The sequence below is a fragment of the Hyphomonas chukchiensis genome (assembly GCF_000682695.1).
GTDB classification, from domain to species: Bacteria; Pseudomonadota; Alphaproteobacteria; order Caulobacterales; family Hyphomonadaceae; genus Hyphomonas; species Hyphomonas chukchiensis.
Window position 1 is genome coordinate 116,997 of the sequence record NZ_AWFG01000074.1, and the last position, 19,009, is coordinate 136,005.

The window sequence follows — 19,009 nt, forward strand, 5'->3', positions numbered from 1 at the left end:
TCAGCCCGCTCCTGCCCTTCTTGATGGACTGTAATGCCACCTTTTGGTTCCGAACATTAAACGTACCGGAATATGGGGTCCAGCCTAACAGATATGGGGTGCCGTGTCAGTTTACGGCGCAGGAACGGTCCGAAAACGGTCCACCGGCAACCCGTAAAGCAACATTCGGGAAACAATAAGGGGCCACCGCATAACCACGGCAGCCCCTTGAAAATACTCGGATAGAAAGGCGATTGTGCCCGTCTGAACCTATTCGGCGTCGCGGACGGCAAGCCCGGTTGCCGGATAATCCGTCCAGACGCCATCAACGCCGGCGTCGAAAAGGGCGCGGAATTCGGCGCGGGAATCTGCAAACCCCTCGCCCGGATGGTCGTCACGCACCGTGTAGACGTGCACAAGCAGGCCAAGCTTATGTGCACGATCAACGAAGTCAGACGTGGTACCATCGGCGTTCAGGATCATGGACTTCTCCGCACCAACGCCCGTCGTGTGAATATCCTCCAGCTTGTAATCGAGCCCGAGCATGGCGGCATAGGGCGGGCCGACCATGTTCTGGATTGTCGGCAGGTCGCTCTTGCTTGCGAACTCGGCCAGGAATGGCGGCTCAAAGCACTGAATATAGACAGGAATTCCGGCCGCCTTGAGGCCCTTCTTGTCCATGGCCGCAATCATCAGATCGGGCATGTCGAAGCCCTGGGCCGCAAAGTCACCCGGCCATTTCGCCTCGACGTGCAGGCCGACGATATGTCCGGCCTTTGCCGCGTCCAGAGCAATGTCCATGACTTCGTCGAAAGTGAGGATGTCATACTGGTCGTCGTATTTCATCTCACGCCCTTCGAACTGCTGGCGCGCCTTCAGGGTCTTGATGTCAGCCAGGGTAAAGTCCTCGACCCACCAGTCTTCCTTCTCGCCCAGGGGTGTTGCCTTGACCTTCTTGCGGTCGGCAAATTCCGAATGGTCAGCGACATTGGTTGTCGCTGACAGGAAATTGTCGTGGCGTACGATGAGCACACCATCCGATGTAACCACGAGGTCAGGCTCGATGAAATCAGCTCCCTGCTCGATTGCCGCCTTGTAGGCCGCAGCCGTATGCTCGGGATAGAGGCCGCTCGCGCCACGGTGGGCGATTACGATAGGCTTGTCACCGTGAAGCGTGGGCGCACGCGTTATCGAGGCCGAGACGACTTCTGTAGCCCCCTCAGAGCCAGCCAGTGTATTCGCTGGCTGGCTCTGGCTGGGCGTCGTGCAGGCGGCGAGGCATGCAGCCGCCAGAATGACGAGATGTTTCATGTCAGGAAATTCCTTCTTGAAGGTGATGTCGGACTAGAACTTGACGTAAAGGCCTGCCTTCAGCATCTGCGGCTTGCCGCGTATGATGGTGTGAAGGCCGAACGCGCCGCCCGTGTTGCCGACGTCGATCAGGTATTCCTCATCGAACACGTTCTCGCCGAGGACATAGACACCCCAACGCTGGTCAGCGCTGTCAAAGGCAACCCGCAGGTTGGCAACGCCATAGGCATCCTGATGCTCGTCGACCACCTGGCCATTAGGATACGTTTCAGGGATACGGACAAAGCCGCCATTGCCATCAGCTGCGTAGTCGTAGCCGTTATCATCCTCGAAATAGTGTTCGCTTTTCCAGATATAGCTCGGCACGATCGAGATATCCCCACGCGCGCCCATTGGAACCGTTATGTCGGCCGCCAGCGAGAAGCTGTTTTCCGGGCTGAGACGGAACGTGTTGCCCGCGAACTGGAGCGCGTTGCCATCGTCGTCTTCGTCGTCATATTCAGAGAAGTTATAACCATAGGTCGCCAGAAGGCGGATATTATCCGTGACAAGCGCCTGGCCATCAAATTCGAAACCATATTGCGTGGCATTGCCCGAATTCTCGGTGATGAACACGCCGTTGATGGGATCGAAGCGCGACGTCTGGAAGTCCTTGTACTGTCCATAATAGACGGATGTCGTCATCTGAAGACGATCATCGAAGAAGCGGCCGAACATGCCGACTTCCACGTTGTCGAGCTTCTCGGAGTCGAGAACTGTGTAGGTTGTGCCAGAAGCAGTGAGTGCTTCCGGACGGCGGCCACGCCCGTAAGCAAGCCAGGTGTTGATATTGTCTGTCAGGCGATAGGAAGCATTCAAACGCCATGTGAAAGCGCCATCCGGATCTGCAGAGAAACTGGCCCGATTGCCGATGAGTGCTGCGTTGATGAGGAAGCCTGGGGCGAAAGTCACAGCATTCAACGTACCACCCAGCGCCGCGTTGCCTCTGATGAGCTCAGCTTCACTTGAGGCCGACAATTCGTTGATTGTATAACGAAGGCCGCCCGTCAGCGCGAACCGGTCCGTGATATCGTAGGTCACGTCACCAAACAGATCATAGCTGGTGCGACCGTCCGTCGTGTTGGACTGCTCGGCATGCGCAGGATTCAGGGGGATCAGCGCACCCTGGGTCAGCAGGCCGACCACCGAGTAGCCAAATGGATTGTCAAAGCTTCCTACGTTCTCCGCACCGGGAATGTTCTGCGCCATCAGCAAACCGCGGATCTGAGCGACTGTGAGTCCTGCTCCGGCAGCAATCTGCGGCAGGAAGAGCGTCTGGGCATAGGCCTCGTCTGTAGAGAAGATGAGAGAATCCCGCGTTTCATAATCGAAATAGTTGGCGCCGAAGAAGGCTGTCAGGCGGCCGCCCGCGTCATAGTTCAGACGCAGTTCCTGATTGAAGGTCTCGCCTTCGCGGGCCTGATAGAATTGCAGAAGGTTGAAGGCCGCGCCGTCGGAGTCCCAGGCTTCATTCGAGCTGAGATCGCGGTAATCGGTCAGCGAGGTGAGTGTCCATGCGTCATTGAACCTGTATTCCAGGTTGACCGTTGCGTCGAAGATTTCGCGATCATTGCCGAGCTTGTCGCGGACCTGGTCGGCGTTGATGTTCATTGCCGTTGCGCCATAGGGATCGACCTTGCCGTTCACTTCAAAGAAGCCGGAGGTGAACTGTGTGCCGGTCGAGTCATCGTTCTGGTAGTTCAGGAACACATCGGCCGTAAGCTGCGACGAAGGCTCCCAGTGAACAGCGCTGCGGAGGGCCGTTGTGTCCTGGCCCATAAGGTCTGGTGAGTTGGCCGTGTTTGGAACATAGCCGTCCATGTTCTTGATCTGACCGGCAAGACGCACAGCCAGCGTGTCGCTGACAGCAAAGTTGTAGAAGCCTTCGGCCCGCACGAAGCTGTAATCACCCCCTTCCAGCGTGATCTGGCCTGAATTGCCCTCAAGCGATGCGCGATTCTGGATAAAATTGATGCCGCCAACGAGGGCGCCCTGACCAAACAGCGTTGCCTGTGGTCCCTTGACGACTTCAACGCGCTCCATGTCGTAGATGGCGACGTTCGTGGCATAGCCCGGCGTACCGATCGAGACCCCGTTCTGGAAGAGTGCCACACGTGGCGAGCCACCATCAGACACGACACCCCGGAGGGAATAGCTGGGCGCGTTCAGGCTCTGTGCCTGAACCTGCAGACCCGGAATGAAGTTGGCGAGATCTTCAATGTCGTCGGCGCCGAGTTTGTCGATCGTCGTCTGATCCGTCACAGAGATGTTGATCGGCACATCGATCAGTGACTGTGTCTGCTTTTGAGTTGTAACCGTGACAACATCAAGCCGGCGCGCATCCTCATGATCAGCCGTTTGTGCGTGTGCTGTAAGTTGCCCGGACATGCTGAGTGCAGCGACTGCTGTCGCGCAGAAAAAACTGGTTTTCATTGACTTCCCGCCTATTGCTGCGTCGCACAATTCGACGCTTGGCGGGTCGTTACGAGTTGGACACATTCGCATCAAATGAATGTTTTGCGACCTCACGAACCTGCATCAAATCATACAGGATACGGGATATTTACAGGACGAACGTCAAGTAAGACTGTCACGTTTGCGCTACCTAGGCGCGATCACGTCGACATGTGACTAAGTCATGACGAACAGACTTCGGCGAGGATGTAAAACAAACCGACGCGCCGCGCGACAAAAGAAGAGATTCGGCAGAATCAACCGATCCCAATCCGTCACCAGGACCTTATACGGGTCAGTAAGACATCAGGCGTTGACGCAGACCTGTTTCTGTTCACCAAGCCCTGCAATGCCAAGCGTTACGACATCACCCGCGTGCAGGAATTGCTGGGGAGACATGGAGAGACCGACACCGGGCGGCGTGCCCGTGGAGATCACATCGCCCGGCTGGAGACTCATATACTGAGAGAGATAGCTGACCAGATGGGCGACACCAAAGACCATTGTCGCCGTAGACCCCCGCTGTTTCGCGGCGCCATTCACATCCAGCCACATGGCAAGGTCTTGCGGATCACTCACCTCATCGCGTGTAACAAGCCAGGGACCGATTGGGCCGAACGTGTCTGCGCTCTTTCCCTTCACCCACTGCCCTGTGCCTTCAAGCTGAAAGGCCCGCTCTGACACGTCATGAACGACACAATAGCCAGCGACGTAATCCAGAGCGTCGTCTTGTGAGACGTATTTCGCCTCCTTGCCTATGACGACACCAAGCTCGACTTCCCAATCCGTCTTTTCCGAGCGGCGCGGAATTTCAAGATGGTCGTTCGGCCCGCAAATGGCGCTCGTAGCCTTGAAGAAGATGACCGGTTCGGCCGGCACATCAGCACCCGTTTCTGCCGCGTGGTCGGCGTAATTCAGGCCGATGCAAATGAACTTTCCGACGCCAGCAACACAGGGCCCAATCCGGCTCTTGCCATCCAGCTTGGGCAGGCCCGAGAGATCTGTCTTTTTCAATCGCGTCAGGACGGAATCTGCCAGAGCCATACCGTCCCAATCGTCAACGAGACCACTTACATCCCGAATGTCACCGTTGGCGTCCAGAACGCCCGGCTTTTCACGCCCCTTTGGACCGACCCTCAAAAGTTTCATGTCTTCAGCTCCTAATTTGTCCAGCCGCCGTCGACGACGTGTATAGCGCCAGTGGTGAAGGTTGCTTCGTCAGATACGAGATAGAGCGCCAGATTTGCGATCTCTTCCGCTGTGCCGAGGCGCCCCATTGGCTGGCGCGCGACGAACATTTCGCGCGCGGCTTCGTAGTCTCCCTGGGCCGACATGCGCCCATGAAGGGAGGGCGTATCCACCGTCCCGGGACAGATCGCGTTGCAGCGAATGTTCTTGGCGACATAGTCCGCGGCGATCGCCTTGGTCAGGCCAATAACGCCGGCTTTCGTAGCACCATAGGCGAAGCGATTGGGCGCCCCGGTTACGCTAGATGCGACCGAACTCATGTTCAGGATAACGCCACCGCCACGCGCCACCATGTTCGGCAGGACAGCACGTGAAAGCTCGTACATCGAAGTGAGGTTAATAAGCAGGGATCGATCCCAGTCCGCCCGTTCGCACATCTCGATCGTGCCGTGATGCACCCATCCGGCGACATTGAAGAGAATTTCAAGGTCAGAATGGACTTCTGTTAAGGAGGCAATTGCATCACGGTCAGTTACATCGAGAACCGCCGTCTGGACATTGGACAGTCCTGTCAAACTCTCGAGGCCAGCCTTGTCGATGTCAGTTGCAATGACTGTCGCCCCCTCTCGCGCGAACGCCTCCACAGCAGCGCGGCCGATTCCCGCCGCTGCCGCCGTCACCAATGCTGTCTTTCCTGCCAGCCTGCCCATATCAAACTCCTGCTTTTCTGGAATAAATCCGCTTGGCATTACCGCTGAAGATCGCCTCTGCATGACCCGGATAATATTGATCGACCAGGCGCTCGCTTTGGGCTGCCCAGCCCGTGTAATTTCCCGCCATCGTAAGGACAGGCCAGTCGCTGCCCCACAGGAGCCGCCCAGGGCCGAAACACGCACCAATATGCCGGACGACTTCACCGATAGCGGCATCATCTGTACGGGCGCCGGCCTCGGTCAAAAGGCCTGACAGTTTGCAGGAAACGTTTTCATGGCGCGCAAGCTCGTCGATATCTCGGCGCCATGCCTCCAGGTTTGATGATGCAATTTGCGGCTTACCTGCGTGGTTGAGCACGATGGTCAGATCAGGATAGCGTGCTGCCAGGCGTGTCATGACGGGTACGAGATCGGGATGCGCGTGGGCATCGAAGACAAGTCCGTTGCCCTGAAGGGCTTCCAGCGCGGGCGCACAGGCCTCTTTCAATATCCAGAGCGGATCCGACAGATCCGCGATCATCGGCCTCACACCCAGTAAATCCGAATTATCGGCGCGGCGCGTGATCTGCTCTGCCGCGTCATCTGCCTCGAAATCGACCCAGCCGACGACTCCGGCCACACGCCGATCTGTCTCTGCGACATGAAGCAAGAAGTCTGTCTCTGCCGCGCTGGCGGCGGCTTGTACCAGGATCACTTGTCGAACGCCGCATGCTTGCGCCTCGTCCCACACACCCTCAATTCCAAAGTCGCGATATATGCTTTCGAGATCCGGTGTCAGCCAATCATAATCGCCACGCTGCAGGCGCCAGATGTGCATGTGGCAATCCAGTTTCTCAATCATGACACTGGCGCCTCAGCTGAAATCAGCTGGCGCTCCTTCAGCGCGTCCCAGAGGCCGCTGTCGATAGGATGGCGGCTCCATTCGCTGATCTGGCGCACCTGTTCTGCGGATTTTGCGCCCGGAATGACGGACGCCACCGCCGGATGCGCCTTGCAGAATTGAAGGGCTGCGGCAGGCAGCGGTACATCAAAAGCAGCGCAGACTTCGCGGAGTTGGGCGGCACGATCGACGGCCCATTCCGGAGCGGTATCATAATCATAGCGGAGCGGCTCACCCGCTGACGCCGCCAGAAGGCCAGAATTGAAAGCGCCGCCTATGACGACTCGTATGCCGCCCATGTGGCACGCATTCAGGAAAGGCAAAGCCGCCGCGTGTTCGAGCAGGGTATAGCGCCCCGCAAGCAGCAGAACATCCAGATCGACCTGCGCAAGGACCTCTTCGCAGACCCTGATCTCATTGACTCCCAGGCCGATCCACTTTGTCTTTCCTCCAGCCTTCAAGGCGGCCATTTGCGGAAGCGCTTCATCAATGGCTTGCGCAAGGATTTTTGGGTGGGCGTCGCCATGAACCATGGCGCCCACATCGTGTAGAAGCAGCATATCAACACTGTCGACACCAAGCCGCTCCTGGCTTCCGGCAAAGGCCTCCCTGATCCCGCACGCCGAATAGTCGAAGTACGGGATGAAGGGTGCGGGCGATGCGAACCCGTTGTCCGGGATTGGGTTTGAACCCGCTGGTTCGAGGCGCCGCCCGACCTTTGTGGATAAGGCCGGTCTATAGCCGGTCTTGGCCAGGAATGCCCCGACACGCTGCTCGCTCAGACCGTGCCCATAATAAGGAGCGGTATCGAAATAGCCGAACTGCGCGTCTTTCGCTGCCGAGAGAACGTCCGCCGCCTCTTCATCGGTTATAGCCGTATAGAGATTACCCAACCCTGCGGCACCGAGACCGTAATCTGGCAGTTTAGGAGCAGCGCGATCAGTCATCCACCAGACCCTTACTTGGCCAAGCCGAGCTTGAATATCTGCACAGCTTCATCGGCCCATTCATTGACGGTCAAGCGAAGCGTGTTCTGTTCAATTGACCAGTCGCCCACTTGCCCGCCGATCTGCTCGACTGACGTAACGCTCTCCAGCTCAGGCGGAAGGGCCACTTCCAGCCTGCCTGCAGCAGGTTTGCCGAACATGTGGATATACAGAGCCTCCGCGTTACGGGTTGCCCCGATGCTGACTCCATCGACGGCTTTCTGAGCCAATTCGACAGGCCGTGTGCCCTTGATCGCCTCGCCTCGCGTTTCGAGCCATTCGCCGACCGCTTCCAGGCGGGCAGCCTGAGCGGGCGGCATTTGAGCGTCGCCGCGCGGACCCACGTTCAGGAGAACGTTGCCATTGAAGCAGGCTGAACTGGCCAGCATGGTCGCAATGCCATTCTTGGTGATGTAGTCGGCCTCGGTTTCATTCCGGTTATAAGCGAAGGAGTGCCCCATGCCGCGGGTCGTTTCCCAAATGAACGGAAGAATGTGATTGAACATGCCGTATTCCGGCGTGCGCACATCCCAGACAGGGGGCTTGGGCGGCAGCACGCCGGTCATGCCCTCAGGCCGCTCAAGCGCGTCAGCCAGCAGCTCGCCATCGATCGGGAACCAGCGATCATTGGTCAGGCCCTCCGGAATGGAGTTGTAGTACTTGGCCAGGATTTCGAATGTGGCCTGCTGGCTCGGATAGCCGATATCATTCCAGAGATAGTCAGGCTTGTAGCGCTCAATCAGCTCATAATAATGCGCATTCGCGTATTCCGTATAGTTTTCAGCATCGCCTGGAATGTTCAGGCCGAGATGACCAAGGCTTTCAATGCGAATGTGCTTGAACGTCCAGTCGATGCCACCCGAATAATAGATACCGAACTTGAGGCCCTCTGCGCGCACAGCATCGGCGAGTTCACCCACGACATCGCGTGTCGTCTGCCAGTTGGGCTTGTGCGGATTTGGTATGGCACTCGGCCACAGCAGGAAGCCATCATGGTGCTTGCTGACGAGCACGACGTAACGCGCACCAGACTTCTTGAAGAGTTTCGCCCAGGCAACGGGATCCCAGTTCTCCAGCGACGCGTTGAAGGCCTCGCCGAAATTATCGTACGAATAGTCTTCGCCATAAGTCTCACGGTGGAATTGCGCCGTTGGACCGTCCTCGAACATGACCGTATTACGGTACCAGGCCGCGTAAGGCGTGTGCGCGAATGCATTCGCCTCAGACTCCGCAGCAAGCTGGTCAATCTGTTTGCTGTGCGGCGCAAAGGACGGAATGGAGTATGGCCCCCAGTGGATAAAGATTCCGAATTTTGCATCGCGAAACCATTCCGGCACTTCGTGCTCGTTCAGGCTCGCGCGGGTGGGCAGATAGGTTTTTCCGGTTGCGGTCATAGGGGTCTCCGCTTGAGATTAAGGATCGAGATCATGCGACGGGCTCTTCCGCCCAGACGCTGCCATTCGGGAATTCGTGATCGACGAGGCTTTGCGGATAAATGTCCACAGAATAGCCGGGGGCGAGGGGCGCCATATAGCGTCCCTGGCGAATTTCGATGGGGTTCTTGAAATGCTCGTGCAGATGGGCGGCATGCTCAATCACCCTGCCCTCCATCGTGCCCGAAATGCACACATAGTCGATCATCGAGAGATGCTGGACATATTCGCAAAGGCCAACACCGCCCGCATGCGGACAAACCGGAATGCCGGCTTTGTCTGCCATCAGCATCACCGCGATGACTTCATTGACGCCGGCCAGACGGCAGGAGTCGATTTGGCAAAATCCAATCGCCTCGGCCTGCAGGAATTGTTTGAACATGACCTTGTTGTGGGCATGCTCCCCCGTTGCCAGCAGAATCGGCGCAACGCGATCAGCAATGGCCTTGTGGCCCAGCACATCATCCGGACTGGTCGGCTCTTCGACCCAATAAATGTCATAGGGCGCCATCGCCTTCACGGCCGCAACCGCCTCGTCCACACTCCAGACCTGATTGGCATCAACGCTCAGGCGGACGTCGCTGCCCAGCGTATCGCGGAACAGGGCGCAGCGACGCACGTCCATGGCCACATCTCCGCCGACCTTGATCTTGAAGTGGCGCCAGCCATCGGCATGGGCCTGCTTCAACAGGTTGACGATGGCCTCATCCGTGTAGCCGAGCCACCCTGCCGAGGTCGTGTAAGCGGGATAACCATCCTGCAGGAGCGTAGCGATACGCTTGTCCTTCCCGTCAGCTTGTTGCTTCAGGCGCTCCAGCGCTTCATCTTTTGAAAGAAAGTCAGATATGTGCCGAAAGTCGAGCGCCGAGATAATACGCTCGGGCGACATATCACTGACATATCTCCACAGGGGCTTGCCGGCGCGCTTTGCAAGCGCATCCCAAACAGCATTGATCAGTGCGGCAGCCGCCAGATGAACAACGCCCTTCTCCGGCCCAAGCCAGCGGTACTGGCTGTCATTCAGCAACAGGCGCGAAGCGAGACCGAGATCGGCCTCGAATTCATCCAGGCTCCTGCCGACCAGATGTGCGCCAAGGCCCTGGATAGCAGCGACGCAGAGGTCATTGCCGCGCCCAATCGTGAATGTCAGTCCGTTGCCGCCGGGCTGGCCATCCTTCATGACCAGCGTTGCATAGGCACAGGAATAATCCGGGTCCGGATTCATGGCATCGGAACCATGTTTTTGTCGCGATGTCGGAAAGCGGATGTCACGCGCCTCGATACGTTCGATGATCATATAGAAAGTCCAAGTTTGAAGATTTGCACGGCCTCATCGGCCCACTCATTGACTGTCACGCGAAGCACGCCCTGTTTAATCGACCAGTCATCCACCTCCCCGCCAAGCTGCTCAAGGGATGTGACGGTTTCGAGCCCCGATGGAAGCTGAATTTCCAAAGTGCCCAGACTGGGTTTCCCAAACATTTGCAGATAAAGCGCATCCGCATCGCGCGTGGCACCAATATTGACGCCATCAATGCTTTTGTTCGGGAGCGCTACCGGTCGGGTGTCCTGAATTGCCTGCCCCTTGGTTTCCAGCCATGCGCCGATTGTTTTCAGACGATCGGCTTGCGCGGGGTCCAGCTGCGCATCGCCGCGTGGGCCGACATTCAGAAGGACATTGCCGTTGAAGCAGGCCGAGCTGGCCAGCATGGTCGCGATGCCCCCAGGAGACAGATAATCCGCATCGCCTTCGCGCTTGTTATAGGCAAAGGAATGGCCCATGCCGCGCGTCGTCTCCCAGAGGAAAGGGAGTATGTGATCAAACATGCCGTACTCCGGCGTGCGTATATCCCATACAGGCGGCTTTGGCGGCAGGACGCCGGTCATGCCCTCCGGCCGCTCGAAGGCATCGGCTTTCAGGTCGCCATCGGGCGCTATCCAGCGATCATTGGTCAGGCCTTCAGGAACGGCATTGTAGTATTTGGCGAGGATGTCGAACGAGGCCTGCTGGCTCGGATAACCGATATCATTCCAGAGATAATCCGGCTGATAACGCTCGATCAACTCATGATAATGCGCATTGGCATATTCAATATAGCCTTCGGCCTCGCCGGGCATGTCCATCAGGTCCTGGATCGTTTCAATGCATTTGCCCTTGAACGTCCAGTCGATACCGCCTGAATAATAGATGCCGAACTTGAGGCCCTCTGCGCGAACGGCATCTGCCAGCTCACCCACAACGTCGCGCTCTGTCTGCCAGTTGGCCTTGTGGGGATTCGGCATCTTGCTCGGCCAGAGGAGGAAACCGTCATGGTGCTTGGTGACCAGAACGACATACCGCGCACCTGACTGCTTGAAGAGCCTGGCCCAGGCGACGGGATCCCAGTTCTCCAGCGACGCATTGAAGGCCTCGCCAAAATGATCGTACGAATAGTCCTCACCATAAGTCTCGCGATGGAACTGCGCCGTCGGACCATCCTCGAACTTCATGGTATTCAGGTACCATTCTGCATAGGGATTGTATTTGAACGCCTGCATGACGTTGTCGCCGGAACCATCTGGCCGTTCATGCTGAAGCGGCGCAAAAGCCGGAATGGAATACGGCCCCCAGTGGATGAATATCCCGAACTTTGAATCGCGGAACCAGTCCGGAACCGCGTGCGCGCTGAGGCTTGCCTCTGTCGCGGCGTAATCTGATGTCCGGCTAGTCATTGACGGAGACCTCGTACGACTGGCGACCAGTCCTTACGATGGCGCACCAGCGCTTCACGCTGAAGGTCATCTACTTCCTCCCGAATCCGCAGCCTCTGTTCGGGCTGCTTTAAAAAAAGTAATAGATAATCGACGTTTCATATGCAAGCACTATGATTGCATATGAACATCATTATTCTGCCGACAGTTGTCGATTATGGAATTCATACTCGAACACCGGCCGCTATGATCGCTCACCGTTTGGCGGTTTTATGCGGGGTCAGAAGTCGGCAACAATGGCACGCAGTGTCCGCGTCATATGCGAGCGAAAACAAGGACTGGGAGAATATCCACATGCAGCGCAAGGCCTGGGCCATCTATTTGAAGCCCGAGAAGAAAGACGAATACAAGCAACTCCACGCCAATGCGTGGCCCGGGATTCTAAAGCAGATCACGGCATGCAATATTCGGAACTACAGCATCTTCCTGCGCGAACCTGAGAACATCCTGTTCGGCATCTATGAATACCACGGCACGGATATCGAGGCTGACATGAAGCGGATGGCAGACGATCCGGAAACGCAGAAATGGTGGGCGCTGACCGATCCGTGCCAATCGGCATTTGAGTCAGCAGCGCCGGGGGAATGGTGGGTTCCTCTCGAAGAGGTGTTCCATCACGACTAGCTTTCGAGCGGCAGCGTGTAACCGAGTACCGAGGAAATGCGTCCGGCCGCCGCCGCGACCATGCCGGGCGCTTCATCGAGGGAGACGCGCGAGCCGCGCGTCACCACGAAAGGCACCGTTAGGCTCGCCACGGCGCCGGAGCTGGTGGAATCGAAAACCGGGGCGCCGATATCGGTCACACCATCAACGATACGGGACGGCATGCGCGCAAAGCCGTTCTCGCGGGCAATGGCCGCTTCCGTCTCCAACACGCCTATCGCAGCATCATCTACGTCGGCGGCATGCAGATCCTCTATCATCTTGATTTTGTGCATCGGCGAGGCAAAGGCAAACAGGACGAGACCAGACGCGGACTTCATGATCGACCGGCGATAGCCGAGCCTGACACTGAAACCGACATCATCAGGGCTCTCCGTGCGCGCAATGACAACGATCTGATCAGAGCTGACCACGGCCAGCTGGATCGACTGCTTCATGGCCGAAGCCAGCGCGGCCATTTCCGGCAAGGCCGCTTCATGCAGGTCCCGTTTGGGAGGCGATCGCATGCCAACCTCAAACAGGCGGTTCGAGAGCTGCAGCTTCTCAGGGTCGTCCGTGCGTTCAACATAGCCGCGCATCTCGAGCACGATGACCATGCGGTAAATCTCGCTGCGGGACCGGCCGAGATTGCGTGCGATATCAGACACCGACTGCGGTGTTCTCAAGCTGGCAAGGCATTCCAGTATGTCGAGACCCTTCTCGAGGGCCGGCGCCTTGTAAGTATTATCCGCCATCGCAAACCACCCCCGGAGAATTGACGCTACGTTTCATATATGAAGCAAATGAAGAAATCGGCAACCTTGTATGCACGCCCGACTTCACGGCTTCAAAAATCAAAACCCCGTATATGACAAGGGGGAAAGGGCTCTAGTCCAGCTGATCAAGAATGGCCAAAACGGCTGTCTCTGCGACGCTCACAGCCCGGGACAATTCCGCGCTCAGGTCAATCACGTTTGGCGCCTCAACCCATTTGTCATTTGCCAGGCTGACACTGGAAACAAGAATGGCCGCAATAATGTCCGGACGGAAATCGTTGGTCCGGTCCAGACTGTACACATGAGCGACATACTCGGCGTAAATATCCCTGAGCGCCTGCTCATAAGCCGCCAGCGCGTAGGCGAGATCCTTCTCTTCCCGAAGTCCGTGCCAAAGCATCAAGCTCTGACTGGACTGCTTCTTGGACACGATGACCGCCCTCTCCAGCTCGGCCCGGAAGAAATCCAGAAAAGGGACAGTGTCGCGCGCAGCAAAAGCGCGCTTACGCAATTCATCGGTCGCCGCAATCCCGAATTCAGTCGCAAGATCAGCCTTGGAATTGAAATGCATGAACAATGTCGTGACGTGGACGTCTGCGGCATCCGCAATGTTCTGCATGGTCGTCGCAGCATATCCGGCCTCATTGAAGAGCCGGGCAGCCGCACGAATGATCTTCTCGCGTGTCAGCTTGCGCCGCGCCGTACGTCTTGGATATTTGATCTCTTCGGAAACAACAGTATCCGGGCTTTCGCCTGCTTTCGGTGTTTCGTCCGGCTCGGGAGGTCTTGGCATTGTAAGTCTCTCAGCCCCGCTCAGTTTCGGGACCTCTTGTCTAGAATGAACATTTATTGAGCCTGATCGACCCCGTCAAAGAAATGCGGTCAGCCCTTTCGTCATGATTGCGGCCTACGGCACGCAATTCATAGGATTTTTCAGCAGCAAAGCGAATGATGCTGCATTCACGAGCATACGTCATAATATGCCTCATACATTCGTGGCGCGACGCCGCGCGAGTTCATCGACCGCTGATTGATGGTCGCTCCGCGTCACCGGATAGAATGTCAGGCTCAAAAGTGCAGCAAGTGTGAAGAACATGATGGCCAGAACGAAATAGAGGGCCAGGTGATTGACCGTCGCGATATCAACAGCACCCGGCTTGGCGTCATCGGGAAAGCCGACAAGCGTCAACAGGAAGCCGGACGCGAGCACACCCATGCCCGAAATCGTCTTGTTGACCATTGAGGTCGCGGAAAAAATCAGTCCTTCGGATTGTCGCCCTGTCGAGAGCTCAATCTGCTCGATCACGTCCGCCACCATGGATACATTCAAAATGGCCGCCGCAATGACCGCAGCAGCAACGATCATTGCAAAGATGAAGAGGAGCGGCATGAGCAATGGATGCCCTATCCCCGGAAACAGCCCGACCAGATTCAGCAGGATCGGCGCGACCATGGCGATCAGTGTAACCATGTAGAGTACAAGCGTTGTCCATTTCTTGCCGAACGATTTGGACAAGGGCAACACAATGACGAAAGCTAGGATTACACCGACAAGATTACCTGCTGTCAGCGTGGCGATATTGTTCGCGGAAAGGCCCCAGAAGTAGGTCTGGATATAAACACCCAGCGCCGCATAAAGCCCGCCCGACATGGCGCCGAGCATGCTCGAGAACAGAATGGGTGCATTGACCCTGTGAAACAGCGTCGAAAACATTTCCTTCGCCACGGTCAGCGCCCCTCTCCGCGGAGGCGGAGGCGAATGAATCAGCGCCGAAACGCGGCTATGCGTACCGATGCTGGAGATGAATATCGCCAGCGCCATCAAGGGCGCCGCGATCCAGGCATATTTGATATAACCGACCTTATCGAGCAGTCCTCCCGGCGCAGCGGGATCGTTCGCGAATATGAACGCGAACACAAAGATACCCATCATGATGCCGCCGACAACGCCAAAGAAAAAGCGATACGCGACAAGCTCCGTCCGCTCGTCATAGTCCTGCGTGAACTCGGCAAGCAGGGCCGTGGACGGCACCTCATAGACGCCTATGGCTATGCGGGTCAGACTGGTCATGACCAGCAAGTAAGTGAACAGGAGAAGATGCGACTCAAATGCGGGCGGCATCCATAGCAGAAGATAGAAAAGGCCAACCGGGAGGACAGAGGCATACATGAATGGATGCCTCCGTCCCCAGCGTGTCCTCAGACTGTCAGACCACTGCCCTACGACCGGATCGAGTACGGCATCCGCGACCATGGCAATCATGATCGCGGCACCGACCCAGGCCGCCGGCAAGCCGATGACCTGATTATAATAGATCATCAGCAGCGCGTTGAAGCCGTTGTCCTTGATGCCGAACGCAATCGTTCCGAGACCGTAGACGGCCTTCGTGGACCACGGGAGTTTGGCAGCCTTTTCCACAGGTTAGAAGTGCAGTTCGAGTTGGACACCGAATGTACGCGGCGGTGTCAGGTAATAGGTCTGCTCAATCCCCGGCGGGAAGGACAGCAAGCCACCCCTCGATCCATCATAGCCTTGCTCGTCAAAGGCATTCTTCACATAGGCCGTGACGACATAGGTCTGGTCTGCGCTTCTCCATACGCCGATAAAGTCGACCTGATCGAAGGTCGGCGTTTGCGTATAGGGCCGGTTGAAGATGCCGTGATAGGTCGCGTCCTGCCAGGAATAGTTACCCGAAAGGGTCAGGTCGCCATTCTCACCAAGCGGGATATCGTAGCTGGCATTCAGGCCAACCTTGTTCGGCACGGTGCGCGGAAGCATTTCGCCTTTGAGGTTTTGCGGCTGGCTGCCAGCAGCATTGGTTGGGCCTGACGGCTGAGCGCCTGGCTGGCTGGCAGTCGGGTCGACATTGTCGACGAAACAGCATGCGCTGCGGACTTCCGAGTCATTATAGGCATAGCTGAACATGAAACGAAGGTCGTCCGTGGGCGTCCACATGGCTTCGAGTTCCAGACCCATGGCGCGGGAGTCTTCTATGTTGAAGAAGCGCGTGAGGGTCAGGCCGTTTTCAACGGAATCCAGAGGCACCTGGAGGCCATCATAGGCGTAATAATAGGCCGTGGCATTCAGCTGAAGCTCATCACCGAACGTGCGCTTGGCGCCGACTTCATAGGAATCGAGCAATTCCTCGTCTGTCTGCGGGAACTGGCTGATACCCCCGGCATTGAAACCGCCCGACTTGTAACCACGGCTATAGCGGAAGAAATAGTTCTGGTCCGCGCTAGGTTGCCACTGAATGCCGGCAACGCCCGAAATGGCGCTCCAGTCGTTTGAGAGTTCGCGCCTCGCAAGACCCGTCGCCGGATCAATCGTCACGTCGCTCGCAACGCCTTGGGCGTCGGCATAGGAAACAGAAGCGGCCGTCAGATCGAGCGCAGGCGCGAGATTGCCTGAACCACCGAGCGTAAAGCCCGGGACGATGCCGTAGCCAATGACACGCAACTGTTCCGACCCGGCCTTCTCGTCCGAAGAGTAACGCAGGCCGCCGGTCAGCGTGACGGTGTCAGTGAGATCATAATCGACCTGCCCGAAGAGCGCGTAGGATTTCGTTGTCAGGTCCGACAGCGCCGTAACATAGTCGCCGCTCGGGTTGGGGGCCGCGCCGTACGGGGCCATGATTTCGGGCTGGGCACTGTTGCCGAAGTGGGATTCCTGATGGAAATCCTCTTCGAAATAATACGCACCGACAATCCACCAAATGTCCGAATCTTCTGTGGACTGGATGTTGAGCTCGTGGCTCCAGAAGGACTTGTCCTCGATGTAGCCGAACGTCAGCGATGGATAGATCGTGGCGGCGCTACAGATCGGCCCGACATTCTCCAGATACCACTGGCAGTTTGGACCGCCCGTGAAGACTTCGCCCGCTGCGACGTTCGCCGGATCAAGCGGGTATTGATAGGAGACCATGCTGGTCTCGTCATCGTCCCGGTAGGAGTCATAAACATAGGTGCGGTAGCCGCCCATGTATTTGATGTCGATCGTCGGGAGGCTCCAGGTCGCAATCGTCGAGAGACCGAGGCTGTCGTCGAGCTTGGATTTTGTCGGTGTGTTGGTGCTGAATTTCCGGATGTCGTTGATACCCGGATTTTCCGTGGCTGTGCCTTCCTGATTGTAGGTCGGCAGGAGATAGCCGAAGGCCGCGCCGGGGGTCAGGTTGCCGGTCGGGAACGGGGAATAATCATAGGAACCGGAAGAGTTCGTTGCGCGGTTATAGACATCCGCACTATTCGTGTCCGCCTTGAACCAAAGGGACAGGTTGTCGGTCGGGTCGGCTTCCAGCTGGAGTTCGAGATAGCTGGTTTCTCCCCTGCCCGCCTCGCTGGGGCCGCCGGCGACGTTTTCAAGATAGCCTTCCCCCTGATCCCTGAAGGAGCCCGCCAGCTTGGCGCGAACCTTGTCGCTGAGCGGGCCGGCAACGCTGGCTTCAATCGAGGTGGTTTCAAAATTGCCGATCGTCAGGCGGCTGTCGGCCGAGAAGACATCCGTTGGCCGTTTCGAAACGACGTTGATCGCGCCGCCGATGGAGTTGCGTCCATAGAGCGTGCCCTGGGGCCCGCGCAGGACTTCGACGCGGTCGACAAAGAAGTCGCTCTTGGAGACGGCGGAGGTCGATGCGTCATAGATGCCGTCAGAATAGGTCGCGACGCCCGGATCCGACCCGTTCGTATTGGTCTGACGGCCGACACCGCGGACGAAAACGCGGTCATCGCCGGCCGAGAAGGCAAGGCTTGGCGTGAAGCGCGCGAAATCGGACAGGTTGGCCAGACCGAGTTCCTGGCGCGTATCGGCCGTAAAGGCCGTCACCGAGACGGGAACCTCGTTCAGATCCTGCTCGCGTTTCACGGCCGTGACCGTGACCTGGTCGAGCCGCCGGACGTCCGTCGTGTCGTCGGCTTCCTGCGCCCAGGCATGCCCTGCGGCAGTGAGGGCAACTACGCTGGCAGCCGCCAGCAGCAAAGACTGTCTCATCGATTATTCCTCCCAGAATATATTCATCGACCGCACTCTCCGGTGCAGCATTGTTGGGAGGCTAATATCGATTAATCTAGTTGTATAGTGTTATCTTTGTCGGAGCCGGGTTGCCGTTGCGCCAGCCCTGGGAGGGGCATCATTGCGCACTCCTATCCGCTGGCTTGTGCCATAGGCATTGCGGATGAGCGATTGCAGTTCGGCCCCCGCCGCCTTCACCGGAAAGGCCGGATCGATGAGAAACTGGCACGACATGCCGATCAGCTGGGTCGTTATCATCATCACGGCCATCTCGATATCCACGTCCTTGCGGAGGGATCCGTCGGCGAGACCGCGCGTGAAAAGGCGCCGCAATTCGGTGTTCGCCCGGACATGCGACTGGGCAAAAAGGGGCCTGACATCGGACAAGGTGGCGATGGCCTCGCTCATCAGCACGATATAGGCGCGGATATCGACCTGTTCCTCAAGCGATTCGAAATGGATCGCGCAATAGAGCAGCAAGGCGTCGAGGCCCGACAGGGTCTCGAGGTCGGCCTCGTGGCGGACGTCCTCCATCGAATCATGAAGATGATTGATGACCGCATCCAGAAGGCCGCTCTTGGAGCCGAACTTGTGGAAGGCCAGGTTGCGGCTATAGCCGGCCCTGAGGCCGATCTTGTCGAAGGTGAGCGCCGAAACCCCCTCTTCCGCCGCCAGTTCGAGATAGGCATTGATCAGCTTGTCCGACGATTGCTTGCGCCGTTCCGATTGTTTCATTCTTCCCCCTTTTGGCACGACGCTTTGCGCCGTGTCCTTATGCCTGCATCAGGGCGCGGGGCCCCTTTGCGATTGCCGGCCGGTCGAGCGGCCGGATTGGATTCGTGCGCGTCG

15 protein-coding genes are annotated in these 19,009 nt (G+C 57.5%); 1 reads left to right on the forward strand and 14 read right to left on the reverse strand.

Features of this window, described 5'->3' with window-relative positions; translation table 11 throughout:
* Positions 1–249 precede the first annotated feature (249 nt).
* The 9 genes from HY30_RS17030 to HY30_RS17070 form a co-directional block, all read right to left on the reverse strand.
* A complete protein-coding gene (locus HY30_RS17030) occupies positions 250–1,290 on the reverse strand; it encodes a glycerophosphodiester phosphodiesterase family protein (RefSeq protein WP_051615629.1) in 1,041 nt (346 codons plus the stop codon).
* Positions 1,291–1,323: 33 nt separating this feature from the next.
* On the reverse strand, positions 1,324–3,762 hold the full coding sequence (locus tag HY30_RS17035; protein WP_034743655.1) for a TonB-dependent receptor: 2,439 nt from the start codon (positions 3,760–3,762) through the stop codon (positions 1,324–1,326).
* A 327-nt stretch (positions 3,763–4,089) separates the two neighbouring features.
* Complete coding sequence (locus tag HY30_RS17040) at positions 4,090–4,932, reverse strand: fumarylacetoacetate hydrolase family protein (protein ID WP_034743658.1); 843 nt, start codon at positions 4,930–4,932, stop codon at positions 4,090–4,092.
* A gap of 11 nt (positions 4,933–4,943) precedes the next feature.
* Positions 4,944–5,681, reverse strand: coding sequence for an SDR family oxidoreductase (locus tag HY30_RS17045; RefSeq protein ID WP_051615631.1), 738 nt, complete (start codon positions 5,679–5,681; stop codon positions 4,944–4,946).
* Position 5,682: 1 nt separating this feature from the next.
* Positions 5,683–6,525 carry an amidohydrolase family protein gene (locus HY30_RS17050; protein ID WP_051615632.1) on the reverse strand — a complete coding sequence of 281 codons (843 nt, stop codon included), beginning with the start codon at positions 6,523–6,525 and terminating at the stop codon, positions 5,683–5,685.
* Positions 6,522–7,511, reverse strand: a complete 990-nt coding sequence (locus tag HY30_RS17055) for an aldo/keto reductase (protein WP_034743661.1) — start codon at positions 7,509–7,511, stop codon at positions 6,522–6,524. The genes HY30_RS17050 and HY30_RS17055 overlap by 4 nt, the downstream gene beginning before the upstream one ends.
* Before the next feature lie 11 nt (positions 7,512–7,522).
* Positions 7,523–8,944: an alpha-L-fucosidase gene (locus HY30_RS17060; protein WP_051615635.1), complete on the reverse strand. Its 1,422-nt coding sequence runs from the start codon at positions 8,942–8,944 to the stop codon at positions 7,523–7,525.
* 31 nt (positions 8,945–8,975) lie between these two features.
* Positions 8,976–10,280: an enolase C-terminal domain-like protein gene (locus HY30_RS17065; protein ID WP_034743664.1), complete on the reverse strand. Its 1,305-nt coding sequence runs from the start codon at positions 10,278–10,280 to the stop codon at positions 8,976–8,978.
* Positions 10,277–11,695 (reverse strand): alpha-L-fucosidase, encoded by a 1,419-nt coding sequence (locus HY30_RS17070; RefSeq protein WP_051615638.1) that lies wholly within the window; start codon positions 11,693–11,695, stop codon positions 10,277–10,279. Before HY30_RS17070 ends, HY30_RS17065 begins: the two co-directional genes overlap by 4 nt.
* Before the next feature lie 333 nt (positions 11,696–12,028).
* On the opposite strand from HY30_RS17070, the gene HY30_RS17075 reads away from it, so the two are divergent.
* Positions 12,029–12,358: an L-rhamnose mutarotase gene (locus HY30_RS17075; RefSeq protein WP_034743667.1), complete on the forward strand. Its 330-nt coding sequence runs from the start codon at positions 12,029–12,031 to the stop codon at positions 12,356–12,358.
* On the opposite strand, the gene HY30_RS17080 is transcribed toward HY30_RS17075, so the two are convergent.
* From HY30_RS17080 to HY30_RS17100, 5 genes are all read right to left on the reverse strand, one after another.
* A complete protein-coding gene (locus HY30_RS17080; RefSeq protein ID WP_034743671.1) occupies positions 12,355–13,131 on the reverse strand; it encodes an IclR family transcriptional regulator in 777 nt (258 codons plus the stop codon). The two genes, HY30_RS17075 and HY30_RS17080, sit on opposite strands and share 4 nt — an antisense overlap.
* A 133-nt stretch (positions 13,132–13,264) precedes the next feature.
* Positions 13,265–13,945, reverse strand: coding sequence for a TetR/AcrR family transcriptional regulator (locus HY30_RS19540; RefSeq protein ID WP_051615640.1), 681 nt, complete (start codon positions 13,943–13,945; stop codon positions 13,265–13,267).
* Positions 13,946–14,137: 192 nt separating this feature from the next.
* Positions 14,138–15,571 (reverse strand): MFS transporter, encoded by a 1,434-nt coding sequence (locus tag HY30_RS17090; protein WP_034743674.1) that lies wholly within the window; start codon positions 15,569–15,571, stop codon positions 14,138–14,140.
* 3 nt (positions 15,572–15,574) lie between these two features.
* Positions 15,575–18,139: a TonB-dependent receptor gene (locus HY30_RS17095; protein WP_034743677.1), complete on the reverse strand. Its 2,565-nt coding sequence runs from the start codon at positions 18,137–18,139 to the stop codon at positions 15,575–15,577.
* Positions 18,140–18,229: 90 nt separating this feature from the next.
* Entirely contained in the window at positions 18,230–18,895 is a 666-nt protein-coding gene (locus HY30_RS17100; protein ID WP_051615641.1) for a TetR/AcrR family transcriptional regulator, read from the reverse strand.
* Positions 18,896–19,009 lie beyond the last annotated feature (114 nt).

Excerpts from the sequence above, each read along its gene's own strand:
- HY30_RS17030 (WP_051615629.1), bottom strand. The coding sequence starts at position 1,290 with ATGAAACATCTCGTCATTCTGGCGGCTGCATGCCTCGCCGCCTGCACG.
- HY30_RS17035 (WP_034743655.1), bottom strand. The coding sequence starts at position 3,762 with ATGAAAACCAGTTTTTTCTGCGCGACAGCAGTCGCTGCACTCAGCATG.
- HY30_RS17040 (WP_034743658.1), bottom strand. The coding sequence starts at position 4,932 with ATGAAACTTTTGAGGGTCGGTCCAAAGGGGCGTGAAAAGCCGGGCGTT.
- HY30_RS17045 (WP_051615631.1), bottom strand. The coding sequence starts at position 5,681 with ATGGGCAGGCTGGCAGGAAAGACAGCATTGGTGACGGCGGCAGCGGCG.
- HY30_RS17050 (WP_051615632.1), bottom strand. The coding sequence starts at position 6,525 with ATGATTGAGAAACTGGATTGCCACATGCACATCTGGCGCCTGCAGCGT.
- HY30_RS17055 (WP_034743661.1), bottom strand. The coding sequence starts at position 7,511 with ATGACTGATCGCGCTGCTCCTAAACTGCCAGATTACGGTCTCGGTGCC.
- HY30_RS17060 (WP_051615635.1), bottom strand. The coding sequence starts at position 8,944 with ATGACCGCAACCGGAAAAACCTATCTGCCCACCCGCGCGAGCCTGAAC.
- HY30_RS17065 (WP_034743664.1), bottom strand. The coding sequence starts at position 10,280 with ATGATCATCGAACGTATCGAGGCGCGTGACATCCGCTTTCCGACATCG.
- HY30_RS17070 (WP_051615638.1), bottom strand. The coding sequence starts at position 11,695 with ATGACTAGCCGGACATCAGATTACGCCGCGACAGAGGCAAGCCTCAGC.
- HY30_RS17075 (WP_034743667.1), top strand. The coding sequence starts at position 12,029 with ATGCAGCGCAAGGCCTGGGCCATCTATTTGAAGCCCGAGAAGAAAGAC.
- HY30_RS17080 (WP_034743671.1), bottom strand. The coding sequence starts at position 13,131 with ATGGCGGATAATACTTACAAGGCGCCGGCCCTCGAGAAGGGTCTCGAC.
- HY30_RS19540 (WP_051615640.1), bottom strand. The coding sequence starts at position 13,945 with ATGCCAAGACCTCCCGAGCCGGACGAAACACCGAAAGCAGGCGAAAGC.
- HY30_RS17095 (WP_034743677.1), bottom strand. The coding sequence starts at position 18,139 with ATGAGACAGTCTTTGCTGCTGGCGGCTGCCAGCGTAGTTGCCCTCACT.
- HY30_RS17100 (WP_051615641.1), bottom strand. The coding sequence starts at position 18,895 with ATGAAACAATCGGAACGGCGCAAGCAATCGTCGGACAAGCTGATCAAT.